Source organism: Streptomyces sp. NPDC091972, from assembly GCF_044756385.1.
In the GTDB taxonomy this organism is placed as follows: domain Bacteria; phylum Actinomycetota; class Actinomycetes; order Streptomycetales; family Streptomycetaceae; genus Streptomyces.
The window spans coordinates 544,229-557,176 of record NZ_JBIVSV010000005.1 but is presented as its reverse complement, the minus strand read 5'-3'; the positions used below and the strand labels follow the sequence as shown (position 1 = coordinate 557,176).

General features: G+C 71.6%; 12 protein-coding genes. 7 read left to right on the top strand and 5 right to left on the bottom strand.

The genetic code is table 11. The features are described 5' to 3' along the window. Positions 1-380 precede the first annotated feature (380 nt). The 5 genes from acs to ACIQJT_RS18335 all read left to right on the top strand — a co-directional run bounded on the left by acs (position 381) and on the right by ACIQJT_RS18335 (position 5,741). Positions 381-2,339 carry an acetate--CoA ligase gene (gene acs / locus ACIQJT_RS18355; protein WP_402644572.1) on the top strand — a complete coding sequence of 653 codons (1,959 nt, stop codon included), beginning with the start codon at positions 381-383 and terminating at the stop codon, positions 2,337-2,339. Between the two features lie 150 nt (positions 2,340-2,489). Continuing rightward, the gene (gene nhaA, locus ACIQJT_RS18350) at positions 2,490-3,908 is read left to right on the top strand and encodes a Na+/H+ antiporter NhaA (RefSeq protein WP_402644569.1); all 1,419 of its coding nucleotides are present in this window, start codon (positions 2,490-2,492) and stop codon (positions 3,906-3,908) included. A 75-nt stretch (positions 3,909-3,983) separates the two neighbouring features. Then, positions 3,984-4,490: a phage holin family protein gene (locus tag ACIQJT_RS18345; protein ID WP_365461026.1), complete on the top strand. Its 507-nt coding sequence runs from the start codon at positions 3,984-3,986 to the stop codon at positions 4,488-4,490. Continuing rightward, on the top strand, positions 4,487-5,428 hold the full coding sequence (locus ACIQJT_RS18340; RefSeq protein ID WP_365461024.1) for an alpha/beta hydrolase: 942 nt from the start codon (positions 4,487-4,489) through the stop codon (positions 5,426-5,428). The genes ACIQJT_RS18345 and ACIQJT_RS18340 overlap by 4 nt, the downstream gene beginning before the upstream one ends. 127 nt (positions 5,429-5,555) lie before the next feature. Continuing rightward, positions 5,556-5,741 carry a hypothetical protein gene (locus tag ACIQJT_RS18335; protein WP_402644566.1) on the top strand — a complete coding sequence of 62 codons (186 nt, stop codon included), beginning with the start codon at positions 5,556-5,558 and terminating at the stop codon, positions 5,739-5,741. Positions 5,742-5,763: 22 nt separating this feature from the next. Here ACIQJT_RS18335 and ACIQJT_RS18330 read toward each other — a convergent pair whose 3' ends face one another. The 3 genes from ACIQJT_RS18330 to nth form a co-directional block, all read right to left on the bottom strand. After that, positions 5,764-6,963, bottom strand: coding sequence for a MarP family serine protease (locus ACIQJT_RS18330; RefSeq protein ID WP_402644563.1), 1,200 nt, complete (start codon positions 6,961-6,963; stop codon positions 5,764-5,766). Between the two features lie 90 nt (positions 6,964-7,053). Beyond that, positions 7,054-7,743 carry a CoA pyrophosphatase gene (locus tag ACIQJT_RS18325; protein ID WP_053848764.1) on the bottom strand — a complete coding sequence of 230 codons (690 nt, stop codon included), beginning with the start codon at positions 7,741-7,743 and terminating at the stop codon, positions 7,054-7,056. A 112-nt stretch (positions 7,744-7,855) separates the two neighbouring features. Beyond that, positions 7,856-8,788: an endonuclease III gene (gene nth / locus ACIQJT_RS18320; protein WP_402644560.1), complete on the bottom strand. Its 933-nt coding sequence runs from the start codon at positions 8,786-8,788 to the stop codon at positions 7,856-7,858. A 336-nt stretch (positions 8,789-9,124) separates the two neighbouring features. Between nth and ACIQJT_RS18315 the strand changes: the two genes are divergently transcribed. Then, the gene (locus ACIQJT_RS18315; protein ID WP_007383667.1) at positions 9,125-9,799 is read left to right on the top strand and encodes a Crp/Fnr family transcriptional regulator; all 675 of its coding nucleotides are present in this window, start codon (positions 9,125-9,127) and stop codon (positions 9,797-9,799) included. Between the two features lie 242 nt (positions 9,800-10,041). Further along, positions 10,042-10,866: a nucleotidyltransferase gene (locus ACIQJT_RS18310; RefSeq protein WP_402644558.1), complete on the top strand. Its 825-nt coding sequence runs from the start codon at positions 10,042-10,044 to the stop codon at positions 10,864-10,866. On the opposite strand, the gene ACIQJT_RS18305 is transcribed toward ACIQJT_RS18310, so the two are convergent. Together ACIQJT_RS18305 and ACIQJT_RS18300 are read right to left on the bottom strand one after the other, a co-directional pair. Then, positions 10,859-11,689: an MBL fold metallo-hydrolase gene (locus ACIQJT_RS18305; protein WP_402644555.1), complete on the bottom strand. Its 831-nt coding sequence runs from the start codon at positions 11,687-11,689 to the stop codon at positions 10,859-10,861. The two genes, ACIQJT_RS18310 and ACIQJT_RS18305, sit on opposite strands and share 8 nt — an antisense overlap. Next, positions 11,686-12,555 (bottom strand): NUDIX hydrolase, encoded by an 870-nt coding sequence (locus tag ACIQJT_RS18300; RefSeq protein WP_365461014.1) that lies wholly within the window; start codon positions 12,553-12,555, stop codon positions 11,686-11,688. The genes ACIQJT_RS18305 and ACIQJT_RS18300 overlap by 4 nt, the downstream gene beginning before the upstream one ends. Positions 12,556-12,948 lie beyond the last annotated feature (393 nt).

Below are 12,948 nucleotides of genomic sequence, written 5' to 3'. Positions count from 1 at the left end.
CTCCGCCAGCAGCCCGGGCCGACGGCCAGCCCGGTGTCCGGGCACGCGGCTCCCGGCTCCCGGCTCCCGGCTCCCGGCTCCCGACTCCCGACTCCCGACTCCCCGCTACCGGCTACCGGCTACCGGCTCCCGGCTCCCGGCTCCCGGACACTCGCCGTCGGACCTCGACGCCGCATCCGCCGTACTCGGGCAGGAGTGTGAAAGGCGTTACACCTGCTGAACTCCGCCCAGTCGGCGTCCGTGGGTACGGATGACCCGGTCCGCCGGACTCGACGAGTCCACAGGTCTAAACCAATTGTCGGTCGACCCTTGTCATCGCATCCGCGGTCTGATGAGCTGTGGCCTGGGACACAACGGACACCCTGGGAAAGGCAGATGCCGTGAGCAACGAAAGCCTGGCCAACCTGCTCAAGGAAGAGCGCAGGTTCGCGCCCCCCGCCGACCTGGCCGCGAACGCCAACGTCACGGCGGAGGCGTATGAGCAGGCCAAGGCTGACCGGCTGGGTTTCTGGGCCGCGCAGGCCCGCCGACTGAGCTGGGCCAAGGAGCCCACCGAGACACTGGACTGGTCGAACCCGCCGTTCGCCAAGTGGTTCCAGGACGGCGAGCTCAACGTGGCGTACAACTGCGTCGACCGGCATGTCGAGGCGGGTCATGGCGACCGGGTCGCCATCCACTTCGAGGGCGAGCCGGGCGACAGCCGCGCGATCACCTACGCCGAGCTCAAGGACGAGGTCTCCAGGGCCGCGAACGCCCTGCTGGAGCTGGGCGTCCAGAAGGGCGACCGGGTCGCCGTCTACATGCCGATGATCCCGGAGACCGCCGTCGCGATGCTCGCGTGCGCGCGGATCGGCGCCGCGCACTCCGTGGTCTTCGGCGGCTTCTCGGCGGACGCCCTCGCCACCCGCATCCAGGACGCCGACGCCAAGGTCGTCATCACCTCCGACGGCGGCTACCGGCGCGGCAAGCCGTCCGCGCTCAAGCCCGCCGTCGACGAGGCGGTCGGCAAGGCCGGCAACGTCGAGCACGTGCTGGTCGTCCGCCGCACCGGCCAGGAGGTCGCCTGGGACGACAGCCGGGACGTGTGGTGGCACGAGATCGTCGAGCGGCAGTCGGCCGAGCACACCCCGGAGGCGTTCAACGCCGAGCAGCCGCTGTTCATCCTCTACACCTCCGGCACCACGGGTAAGCCCAAGGGCATCCTGCACACCTCCGGCGGCTACCTCACCCAGACGGCGTACACCCACCACGCCGTCTTCGACCTCAAGCCGGAGACCGACGTCTACTGGTGCACGGCGGACGTCGGCTGGGTCACCGGGCACTCGTACATCGTCTACGGCCCGCTCGCCAACGGCGCCACCCAGGTCATGTACGAGGGCACCCCGGACACCCCGCACCAGGGCCGCTTCTGGGAGATCATCCAGAAGTACGGGGTGACCATCCTGTACACGGCGCCCACCGCGATCCGTACGTTCATGAAGTGGGGCGACGACATCCCCGCGAAGTTCGACCTCAGCAGCCTGCGGGTGCTGGGCTCGGTCGGTGAGCCGATCAACCCCGAGGCGTGGATCTGGTACCGCAAGCACATCGGCGCCGACCGCACGCCGATCGTGGACACCTGGTGGCAGACCGAGACCGGCGCGATGATGATCTCGCCGCTGCCGGGCGTCACCGCGACCAAGCCCGGTTCCGCGCAGACCCCGCTGCCCGGCATCTCCGCGACGGTCGTCGACGACGAGGCGGGCGAGGTCCCGAACGGCGGGGGCGGCTACCTCGTCCTCACCGAGCCGTGGCCGTCGATGCTGCGCACCATCTGGGGCGACGACCAGCGCTTCCTCGACACCTACTGGTCGCGCTTCGAGGGCAAGTACTTCGCCGGCGACGGCGCCAAGAAGGACGACGACGGCGACATCTGGCTGCTGGGCCGGGTCGACGACGTCATGCTGGTCTCCGGCCACAACATCTCGACCACCGAGGTCGAGTCGGCGCTCGTCTCCCACCCCTCGGTCGCCGAGGCGGCCGTGGTCGGTGCCGCCGACGAGACGACCGGGCAGGCCATCGTCGCCTTCGTGATCCTGCGCGGCACGGCGAACGCCGAGGACGAGGGCCTCGTCAACGACCTGCGCAACCACGTCGGCGCCACCCTCGGCCCGATCGCCAAGCCCAAGCGGATCCTGCCGGTGGCGGAGCTGCCCAAGACCCGCTCCGGCAAGATCATGCGCCGTCTGCTGCGGGACGTCGCCGAGAACCGCCAGCTCGGTGACGTCACCACGCTGACCGACTCCACGGTCATGGACCTCATCCAGGCCAAGCTGCCGGCCTCGCCCAGCGAGGACTGACCGCGCTCTTGATCACGGGGGTGCCGGGCGCGGATGCGCGCCCGGCACCCCTTTTAGGTAAACTAAACAAAAGAGCGTGACCCTCAAGGTGTGCCGGGAAGTCTGGTCGGCGAGCAGCACTGCCCTGTCCACCGACCGGAGGTCCCCCTGATGCCCGCGCCCACTCGTAAGGTCCTCGGACGCCTCTCCCTCCCCGAGCGCACCTTCGTCGCGGACGCGCTGCGCACCGAGACGGTCGGTGGTGTGCTCCTGCTCGTCGCCGCCGTCACCGCCCTGATCTGGGCGAACATCCCGGCGCTGCACGACAGTTACGAGAGCGTCAGCCACTTCCACCTGGGTCCGGCGACCCTCGGCCTCGACCTGTCGATCGAGCACTGGGCCGCCGACGGCCTCCTCGCGGTCTTCTTCTTCGTGGCCGGCATCGAACTCAAGCGCGAGCTGGTCGCCGGTGACCTGAAGGACCCGAAGGCGGCCGCGCTGCCCGTGGTCGCGGCCCTGTGCGGCATGGCCGTACCGGCCCTCGTCTACGCCCTCACCAACCTCACCGGCGGCGGCTCCCTGTCCGGCTGGGCCGTGCCCACCGCCACCGACATCGCCTTCGCGCTCGCCGTGCTCGCCGTCATCGGCACCTGGCTGCCGAACGCGCTGCGCGCCTTCCTGCTCACCCTCGCCGTCGTCGACGACCTCTGCGCGATCCTGATCATCGCCGTCTTCTTCACCGCCGGCATCGACTTCGCCGCGCTCGGCGGCGCGGCCGCCGGCCTCCTGGTCTTCTGGGCGCTGCTGCGAAAGGGCGTGCGCGGGTGGTACGTCTACGTCCCGCTCGCGCTGGTGATCTGGGCGCTGACGTACAACAGCGGCATCCACGCCACGGTCGCGGGCGTCGCGATGGGCCTGATGCTGCGCTGCACCAGGAGGGAGGACGAGGAGCACTCCCCCGGCGAGCACATCGAGCATCTCGTACGGCCGCTGTCGGCGGGCCTGGCCGTCCCGCTGTTCGCCCTCTTCAGCGCCGGTGTCTCCGTCTCGGGCGGCACGCTCGGCGACGTGTTCACCCGGCCGGAGACGCTGGGCGTGGTGCTCGGGCTGGTCCTCGGCAAGACGCTCGGCATCTTCGGCGGGACCTGGCTGACGGCCCGCTTCACCCGGGCCTCGCTCAGCGACGACCTCGAGTGGGCCGACGTGTTCGCGGTGGCCACGCTCGCCGGTATCGGCTTCACGGTGTCCCTGCTCATCGGCGAGCTCGCCTTCGACGGCGACGCGACGCTCACCGACGAGGTCAAGGCGGCCGTACTCCTCGGCTCGCTCACCGCGGCCGTTCTCGCGACCGTGCTGCTGAAGCTGCGCAACAGCAAGTACCGCAGGCTCTACGAGGCCGAGGAGCGCGACGAGGACCTCGACGGCATTCCGGACATCTACGAGGAGGACGACCCGGCGTACCACCTGCGGATGGCGGCGATCCACGAGCGCAAGGCCGCCGAGCACCGCCGGATCGCCGAGCGCCAGACCGCCGAGCGGCTTGCCGAAGTGACGGGCGGGGCAGGCGAGGAGGACGACCGTCGGGCATGATCTGACGGGACGGTACAAAAGACACGGACATGCAGAGCCACGTCCCACACCGAGTCAGTGAAGAGGGAGATCGCGATGAGCGCACCCGACGGCAGCCCGGTCGGCGCCGAACGCAGCATCGGCCAACTGTTCGCCTCGGCGACGACCGAGATGTCGGCGCTGGTGCACGACGAGATCGCGCTGGCGAAGGCGCAGCTCAAGCAGGACGTCAAGCGGGGCGCGATGAGCGGCGGCGCGTTCAGCGTGGCCGGCGGGGTGCTGCTGTTCTCCCTGCCGATGCTCAACTTCGCGCTGGCGTACGGCATCCGGACCTGGAGCGACTGGAACCTCGCGGTCTGCTTCCTGCTGTCCTTCGCCGCCAACGTCCTCGTCGCGCTGGTCCTCGCGCTGATCGGTGTCGTCTTCGCGAAGAAGGCGCAGAAGGGCAAGGGCCCGCAGAAGGTCGCCGCCTCGGTGAAGGAGACGGCCGGCGTGCTCCAGAACGCCAAGCCGCACCCGCGTCCCGGCAACGACAACAAGGCCCTGGAGGAGCGGGTCCGGGAGACGAAGGCCATCGAGGCTGTGGCACGCTCGTCGTCATGACCGACCCCGCCACCCCTTCGGCGCAGCAGCCCGCCTCCCTCGTACGGCCCGACGGTCCCTGGACGCACCGGGACGTGGCGGCCAACGGCGCGCGCTTCCACATCGCCGAACTGGGCGACGGACCGCTCGTGATGTTCCTGCACGGCTTCCCCCAGTTCTGGTGGACCTGGCGCCACCAACTGGAGGCGCTCGCCGACGCCGGCTTCCGGGCCGTGGCGATGGACCTGCGCGGCGTCGGCGGCAGCGACCGCACCCCGCGCGGTTACGACCCCGCCAACCTCGCCCTCGACGTCACCGGCGTGATCCGCTCCCTCGGCGAGCCGGACGCCGCGCTGGTCGGCCATGACCTGGGCGGCTACCTGGCGTGGACGGCGGCCGCGATGCGTCCCAAGCTGGTACGACGGCTCGCGGTCGCCTCGATGCCGCACCCCCGGCGCTGGCGCTCGGCGATGCTCTCGGACCTCCGACAGACGCGCGCCGGTTCCTACATCTGGGGGTTCCAGCGGCCCTGGGTCCCGGAGCGGCGGCTCACCGCGGACGACGGCGCGCTGGTCGCCGAGCTGATCCGGGACTGGTCCGGCCCGCGGCTGCCGGACGACAAGGCGGTGGAGACGTACCGAGCCGCGATGTGCATCCCCTCGACGGCGCACTGCGCGATCGAGCCGTACCGCTGGATGGTGCGCTCACTGGCGCGGCCCGACGGGATCCAGTTCAACCGGCGCATGAAGCGGCCCGTCCGCGTGCCGACCCTGCATCTGCACGGTTCGCTCGACCCGGTGATGCGGACCAGGAGCGCGGCGGGCTCCGGGGAGTACGTCGAAGCGCCGTACCGCTGGCGGTTGTTCGACGGCCTCGGGCACTTCCCGCACGAGGAGGACCCGGTCGCCTTCTCGACAGAACTGATCAACTGGCTTAAGGATCCCGAACCCGATCGGTGACCGAAAGGGCGCGCCCGGTATCCGGATCTGAACGCCTGTCCTACGAACGGCCACTTGCCCCGCGCATAGGCCAATTGGGGGGCGTGGGGGCGGTTATCGACCTTGGGGCGGGGGCACACGTCCGGGTATGGGCTGGACGCACGGCTACAGTGACGCGGCACGCAATCGACGCTCGGGCGCTGCCCTGAGCTCCCATCATCAGGGCGGTGCCCCGCAACTGCCGGGCGGCACCGACCTGAGGGTGGGCATTCCGCGCATCCTGCGCCGCCGGGCCCGCTGGGTCTCGGTACGCCTGCGTCACCCCCGCGGCTGACGCGCCCGTCCCACCAGGCCCCTCAGAGCGCGCAGCTGTCGCTGTCCACCTGCTGGTTCGCGGTACGCCCCTTGGCGATGTCCTCCTGGATCTCGTCCGCGGTGAGCGCGTACCCGGTGTCGGCGTCGTCGAGCGACTTCGCGAAGACCACGCCGTACACCTTGCCCTCCGGGGTGAGCAGCGGGCCGCCGGAGTTGCCCTGGCGGACGGTCGCGTAGAGGGAGTAGACGTCGCGGTTCACGGTGCCGCGGTGGTAGATGTCCGGTCCGTGGGCGTCGATGCGCCCGCGCACGCGCGCGGAGCGGACGTCGTACGAGCCGTTCTCCGGGAAGCCCGCGACGATCGCGCTGTCCCCGCTGCCGGCGTCCTCGGACGTGAACCGGAGGGCCGGCGCGTCCAGGTCGGGCACGTCCAGGACGGCGATGTCGCGCTGCCAGTCGTAGAGGACGACCGTGGCGTCGTACTTCCTGCCCTCGCCGCCTATCTGGACCGTGGGCTCGTCGACGCCGCCGACGACGTGCGCGTTGGTCATCACGCGCCGGTCGCCGAAGACGAAGCCGGTGCCCTCCAGGACCTTGCCGCAGCTCTGCGCGGTGCCCATGACCTTGACGATGGAGCGCTGGGCACGGACGGCGACCGCGCTGTTGGCGAGCTTCGGGTCGGGCGGCTGGACCTCCTTGATCGGCTCGTCGGAGAACGGGCTGAAGACCTGCGGGAAGCCGTTGTCCGCGAGGACCGAGGTGAAGTCCTTGAACCAGGTGTCGGCGTCCGCGGGCAGCACCTCCTGCACGCCGAGGAGCACCTTGGAGCCGCGGACCTCCTTGCCGACCGTGGGCATCGTGGTCTGCGCGAGCATGGCGCCGATCAGCCAGGCGACCAGGAGCATCGCGAGGACGTTGACGAGGGCTCCGCCGGTGGCGTCGACCGCGCGGGCCGGGGACCAGGTGATGTACCGGCGCAGCTTGTTGCCGAGGTGGGTGGTCAAGGCCTGGCCGACGGAGGCGCAGACGATGACGACGACCACGCCGACGACGGCGGCGACCGTGCCGACCTCGGCGTGGTCGGTCAGCGCGTCCCAGACGACGGGAAGGACGTAGACGGCGACCAGGCCGCCGCCCAGGAAACCGATCACCGACAGGATGCCCACGACGAAGCCCTGGCGGTAGCCGACGATCGCGAACCACACGGCGGCGACCAGCAACAGGATGTCCAGCACGTTCACCGGTTCGAGCCTCGCCTCATCACTTCGCGTTCACCACAGGTCGGCCGCCGGGGGCTGTCCCCGGGAAGACACAGCACGGACGCCACCCTGTCATGCGCGCCAGTCGAGCGGGACCTGCTTCTCGCGGTCCCAGGGGCGCTCCCAGCCCGCGTAGTGCAGGATCCGGTCGATGATTCCGGCGGTGAAGCCCCACACCAGGGCCGATTCGACCAGGAATGCCGGACCTCGGTGCCCGCTGGGGTGGACGGTTGTCGCACGGTTGTCCGGATCCGTGAGATCCGCCACGGGGACCGTGAAGACACGGGCGGTCTCGTTCGGATCGACGACCCCGACCGGGGTCGGCTCGCGCCACCAGCCCAGCACCGGGGTCACCACGAAGCCGCTGACCGGGATGTACAGCTTGGGCAGTACGCCGAAGAGCTGGACGCCCGACGGGTCAAGGCCGGTCTCCTCCTCGGCCTCGCGCAGGGCGGCCCTGAGGGGCCCGTCGCCCTTCGGGTCACCGTCCTCCGGGTCGAGCGCGCCACCGGGGAACGACGGCTGCCCGGCGTGCGACCTGAGCGAACTCGCCCGCTCCATGAGCAGCAGCTCGGGCCCGCGCTCGCCCTCGCCGAACAGGACCAGCACGGCCGACTGCCGTCCCGCGCCGTTCGCCGGCGGCAGGAAGCGGCTGAGCTGGAGCGGCTCGACCGTCTCCGCCGCGTGCACCACCGGGTCCAGCCAGCCCGGAAGGCCGTCCTTGCTGAGCGTCACGTCCTCCGTATGACTCGCCCGTGTCATCGCCACCCCCGTCGTCCTGCCCTGCCCAACGCCTGCCGGGCCCTGGATCGTTCCTCCCGGGCACCACGGCCACCGGGGCTCAGCGCCGAGGCCCGGCTCGCCGTCCCTTCCCTCACCCGGTGGCCCCCAGGGGCGGCGCGGCCTTGCCGCCCGCGTCCAGATAGGCCTGCGGGGGGTTCAGCCGCTGGCCCGGGAAGCCGCCCTTCTCGTACTTGAGGAGCTTTCGCGCCTTCTCCGGGTCCGTCTCGCCCTCGCCGTAGGCCGGGCAGAGCGGGGCGATGGGGCAGGCGCCGCAGGCGGGCTTGCGGGCGTGGCAGATACGGCGGCCGTGCCAGATGACGTGGTGCGACAGGTCCGTCCAGTCGCTCTTCGGGAAGAGGGCGGAGACGGCGGCCTCGATCTTGTCGGGGTCGGTCTCGTCGGTCCACCGCCAGCGCCTGACCAGCCGCATGAAGTGCGTGTCGACGGTGATCCCGGGCCGCCCGAAGGCGTTCCCCAGGACGACGAAGGCGGTCTTGCGGCCGACGCCGGGCAGCGTGACGAGATCCTCGAGCCGTCCCGGCACCTCGCCGCCGAAGTTCTCCACCAGGGCCTTGGACAGCCCTATCACCGACTTGGTCTTGGCCCGGAAGAACCCGGTCGGCCGGAGGATCTCCTCGACCTCCTCGGGGTTGGCCGCGGCCAGGTCCTCGGGGGTGGGGTACCTGGCGAACAGCGCCGGGGTCGTCTGATTCACCCTCAGGTCGGTGGTCTGCGCGGACAGGACCGTCGCCACGATCAGCTGGAAGGGGTTCTCGAAGTCCAACTCGGGGTGGGCGTACGGGAACACCTCCGCGAGCTCGCGGTTGATGCGCCGGGCGCGGCGGACGAGGGCGGTCCGCGACTCGTTCCCCGGCGGCTTCGTGGCGACCGTCTTCGTGGCCGACGCCTTCTTCACCGCGGCCGCCGCCTTTCTCGGGGCAGCGGCCGCCTCCTTCACGGGGGCCGCCTTCCGCACGGGAGTGGCCTTCTTGGCCGTCTTCTTCGCCGAAGCCCTCTTCTCCACCGGAGCCTTCCCTGCCGCTTTTGCCGTTTTCTTTCCACCCCCGGCATCCTGTTCGCCGACAGCGGAATCGCGACGTGCAACCACCCGCCCAGCCCCCTCGGCCTGTGCTCTCACCGGCGTTTTGGACACCCGGCCAGCCTAGAGCCCGGCACTGACATCCGCCCCGGACCCAGGAGACCGGCCCCCAATTGGACCCCTGCCGCTTACCCCGGGACATGTGTGCGGCATCCTTGTGACAGATCACACTGTTTGGACCGTCCGGCAAAATGGGCACCGGGTTCCCCTGGTACCAAGGGGGAACAAGATCCCCTGAGCAGGTCGACAAGGAGAGAACTCGTGGACGACGTTCTGCGGCGCAACCCGCTCTTCGCGGCACTCGACGACGAGCAGTCCGCGGAACTGCGCGCCTCCATGAGTGAGGTGACTCTCGCGCGTGGCGACTCCCTGTTCCATGAGGGCGACCCGGGTGACCGGCTCTACGCGGTCACCGAGGGCAAGGTGAAGCTCCACCGCACCTCCCCCGACGGCCGCGAGAACATGCTGGCCGTTCTCGGCCCCGGCGAACTCATCGGCGAGCTGTCCCTCTTCGACCCGGGTCCGCGCACGGCGACCGCCACCGCGCTGACCGAGGTCAAGCTGCTCGGCCTCGGCCACGGCGACCTCCAGCCCTGGCTGAGCGCGCGCCCCGAGGTGGCCTCGGCGCTGCTGCGCGCCATCGCCCGGCGTCTGCGCAGGACCAACGACCAGATGTCCGACCTGGTGTTCTCGGACGTGCCGGGCCGGGTGGCCCGCGCGCTGCTCGACCTCTCCCGCCGCTTCGGCGTGCAGTCCGAGGAGGGCATCCACGTCGTCCACGACCTCACGCAGGAGGAGCTGGCCCAGCTCGTCGGCGCCTCCCGCGAGACGGTCAACAAGGCCCTCGCCGACTTCGCCCAGCGCGGCTGGCTGCGCCTGGAGGCCCGCGCGGTGATCCTCCTGGACGTCGAGAGGCTCGCCAAGCGCTCGCGCTGAGCACCTATCGCCGTACGACGTCGAAGGGCCCTGCCGTACGGCGGGGCCCTTCTCGTGTCGCCGGGCGCCGTGCCGACCGATGTGACCGGTTACCGGCGCCGGGTGATCGCCACAGCCGCCGCTCCCGCAGCACCTTGCGCCCCAGGCCGTCCTGCGCGGCGGCAGCCACGTTCGGCCCCACACGGGCCGCCCAGGGCCGTAAATGAGCTGTTCCCGGGCCCGCCACCGGGCACAGTGATCGCATGGCCGCCGAAACAGTTCTCCCCCCGGCCCCCAAAGGGCTCGACGCCCAGGGCTGCATCGAGCGCGAGGGCTCCCTCGGGCGGATCCCGGAGCCGTTCCGTCCGGTCGTCGCAGCCGCCCGCGACCGGGTGCTGGACCTGTTCGGGCCGAGGCTGCACAGCGCGTACCTCTACGGCTCGGTTCCGCGCGGCACCGCGCGCGTGGGCCGCAGCGACCTCGACCTCCTGCTCGCCCTGCGGGACGAACCGACCGACGCGGACCGGGAGGGCGTACGAGAGCTCGGAGGGGCGCTGGACACGGAGTTCCCGCAGATCGACGGCGTCGGAACGCTGCTGTACAGCCGGGATCTCCTGCTGAGCGAGCTGGAACGCCACGACCTGGGCTGGTTCGTGGCCTGTCTGTGCACCCCGCTGCTCGGCGACGACCTGGCGGAGTACCTCCCCCGCTACCGCCCCGACTCCCTGCTGGCCCGCGAGACCAACGGCGACCTCGCCCTCCTGCTCCCCCGCTGGCGCGAACGGATCGAGGCGGCGGACTCGGACGAGACACGGACCCGCCTGGTCCGTTTCATGTCCCGGCACCTGGTCCGCACCGCGTTCACCCTGGTCATGCCCCGCTGGAACGGCTGGACGAGCGATCTGGCGGAGATGGCGCAGGTCTTCGCCGCGTACTACCCCGAGCGCGCCGAGCAGCTACGGGCGGCGGCCGTCCTGGGGCGTGCCCCGGCCGCCGACCCGGCCGTACTGCGCGCGTACGTCGACGATCTGGGGCCCTGGCTGGCGGACGAGTACGCGCGCGTGCACGGCGTGAAGGCCCCTAGATGAGCCCGTGCTCCTCCAGGTACTCGAGCTGGGCCCGCACCGACAGCTCGGCGGCCGGCCACAGCGACCGGTCCACGTCCGCGTACACGTGCTCCACGACGGCTTCGGGCGTCCGGTAGCCGTCCTCGACGGCCGTCTCGACCTGGGCGAGCCGGTGGGCCCGGTGGGCGAGGTAGAACTCCACGGCCCCCTGGGCGTCCTCCAGGACGGGCCCGTGGCCCGGCAGGACCGTGTGGACGCCGTCGTCGACCGTCAGGGACCTCAGCCGCCGCAGGGAGTCCAGATAGTCCCCCAGGCGGCCGTCGGGGTGGGCCACGACGGTCGTACCGCGCCCCAGGATGGTGTCACCGGTCACGACGGCCTGATCGGCCGGGAGATGGAAGCACAGCGAGTCGGCGGTGTGCCCGGGCGTCCGGACCACCCTCAGCTCCAGCCCGCCGACCACCACCACGTCCCCCGCGGCGAGCCCCTCGTCCCCCAGCCGCAGCCCCGGGTCCAGGGCGCGCACCTTGGTCCCGGTCAGGGCGGCGAAACGGGCGGCGCCCTCGGCGTGGTCGGGGTGGCCGTGGGTGAGCAGCGTGAGCGCGACGCGCTTGCCGGCGGCCTCGGCGGTGCCGACGACGGCCCGCAGATGCCCCTCGTCGAGGGGACCGGGATCGACCACGACCGCCAGCTCGGAGTCCGGCTCCGACAGGATCCAGGTGTTGGTGCCGTCCAGGGTCATCGCGGAGGCGTTGGGCGCGAGGACGTTGACGGCTCGTGCCGTGGCGGGGCCCGAGAGGACCCCGCCCCGTGGCTGGCCGGGGAGGGCTGCGGCGTCGGTCATGCGGGGGCTCCACCGGTCGGGATGTGCTTGGTGAACTCGTCGTGGCCCGGCCACGAGAGCACGATCTCGCCGTCCACCAGCCGGGCCTGCGCGAGCACGGGGGTCAGGTCACGGCCGGGTGCGGCGGCGAGCGCGTCGGCGGCGGTGCCGTACCCGGTGAGCTGCCGCAGTGTGGCGATGGTGGGCGGCATCATCAGCAGCTCGCCCTTGTCGTAGCCGTCGGCCGCGTCCTGGGGACGGATCCACACCGTACGGTCGGCCTCGGTCGAGGCGTTGCGGGTGCGCTGCCCCTCCGGGAGCGCGGCGACGAAGAACCACGTGTCGTAGCGACGGGGTTCGAACTCGGGGGTGATCCAGCGTGTCCAGGCCCCGAGGAGGTCCGACCGCAGCACGAGCCCCCGGCGCTCCAGGAACTCGGCGAAGGACAGCTCCCGGGCCACCAGGGCGGCCCGGTCCGCCTCCCAGTCCGCGCCCGTGGTGTCACCGACCACCGACTCGGCCGTCGGCCCGGCGAGCAGGACGCCGGCCTCCTCGTACGTCTCCCGCACGGCCGCGCAGACGATCGCCTGGGCCGTCGTCTCGTCCACCCCGAGCCGAGCCGCCCACCACGCGCGCGTGGGGCCCGCCCAGTGGATCTGGTGCTCGTCGTCACGGGGGTCCACGCCACCGCCGGGGTAGGCGTACGCGCCCCCGGCGAACGCCATGGAGGCCCGCCTGCGCAACATGTGCACGACGGTCCCGGCCGGGCCGTCCTTCAGCAGCATCACGGTGGCGGCGCGCCTGGGCACGGCCGGCACGAGCGCGCCGTCCGCGAGCGCGCGGATACGGTCCGGCCATTCCGCTGGGTACCACTGCCCGTTTGCCATGGCCGGAGGCTAACTCGTGGCGGGCGGATGTTCGAGAGGGGCGCCTGTAGGGGTGCCGGGCGCTGTCGTCGGGCGGGTGCGGGTCCGTTGTGGCTGGTCGCGCAGTTCCCCGCGCCCCTGTGGGGTTGCAGTCACCCGCGCCACGAGGGACCGCTCGCCGCCGATCGCGCACCAGGACGGGCCGTTAGCCGCGTACGACGGGAAGGGGGCGGGGTGGGGGGCGTCCGCCCGCAGCGGCCGGCGTCCGTAACAGAGCACCGCTCAAGGGACCGAGCCGCCGGACCGAGGACGGATACCCCCCCCCCCGGCCCCGACCCCAAACCGCACCCGACGCGCTACACAAGCCCCCACCGGGCCCGCAGCTGCGCCGCAGGCATCAGGGGCGCGGGGAAC

Excerpts from the sequence above, each read along its gene's own strand:
- nhaA (WP_402644569.1), top strand. The coding sequence starts at position 2,490 with ATGCCCGCGCCCACTCGTAAGGTCCTCGGACGCCTCTCCCTCCCCGAG.
- ACIQJT_RS18305 (WP_402644555.1), bottom strand. The coding sequence starts at position 11,689 with ATGACCGACGCCGCAGCCCTCCCCGGCCAGCCACGGGGCGGGGTCCTC.
- ACIQJT_RS18325 (WP_053848764.1), bottom strand. The coding sequence starts at position 7,743 with ATGACACGGGCGAGTCATACGGAGGACGTGACGCTCAGCAAGGACGGC.
- ACIQJT_RS18335 (WP_402644566.1), top strand. The coding sequence starts at position 5,556 with ATGGGCTGGACGCACGGCTACAGTGACGCGGCACGCAATCGACGCTCG.
- ACIQJT_RS18340 (WP_365461024.1), top strand. The coding sequence starts at position 4,487 with ATGACCGACCCCGCCACCCCTTCGGCGCAGCAGCCCGCCTCCCTCGTA.
- ACIQJT_RS18345 (WP_365461026.1), top strand. The coding sequence starts at position 3,984 with ATGAGCGCACCCGACGGCAGCCCGGTCGGCGCCGAACGCAGCATCGGC.
- ACIQJT_RS18310 (WP_402644558.1), top strand. The coding sequence starts at position 10,042 with ATGGCCGCCGAAACAGTTCTCCCCCCGGCCCCCAAAGGGCTCGACGCC.
- ACIQJT_RS18300 (WP_365461014.1), bottom strand. The coding sequence starts at position 12,555 with ATGGCAAACGGGCAGTGGTACCCAGCGGAATGGCCGGACCGTATCCGC.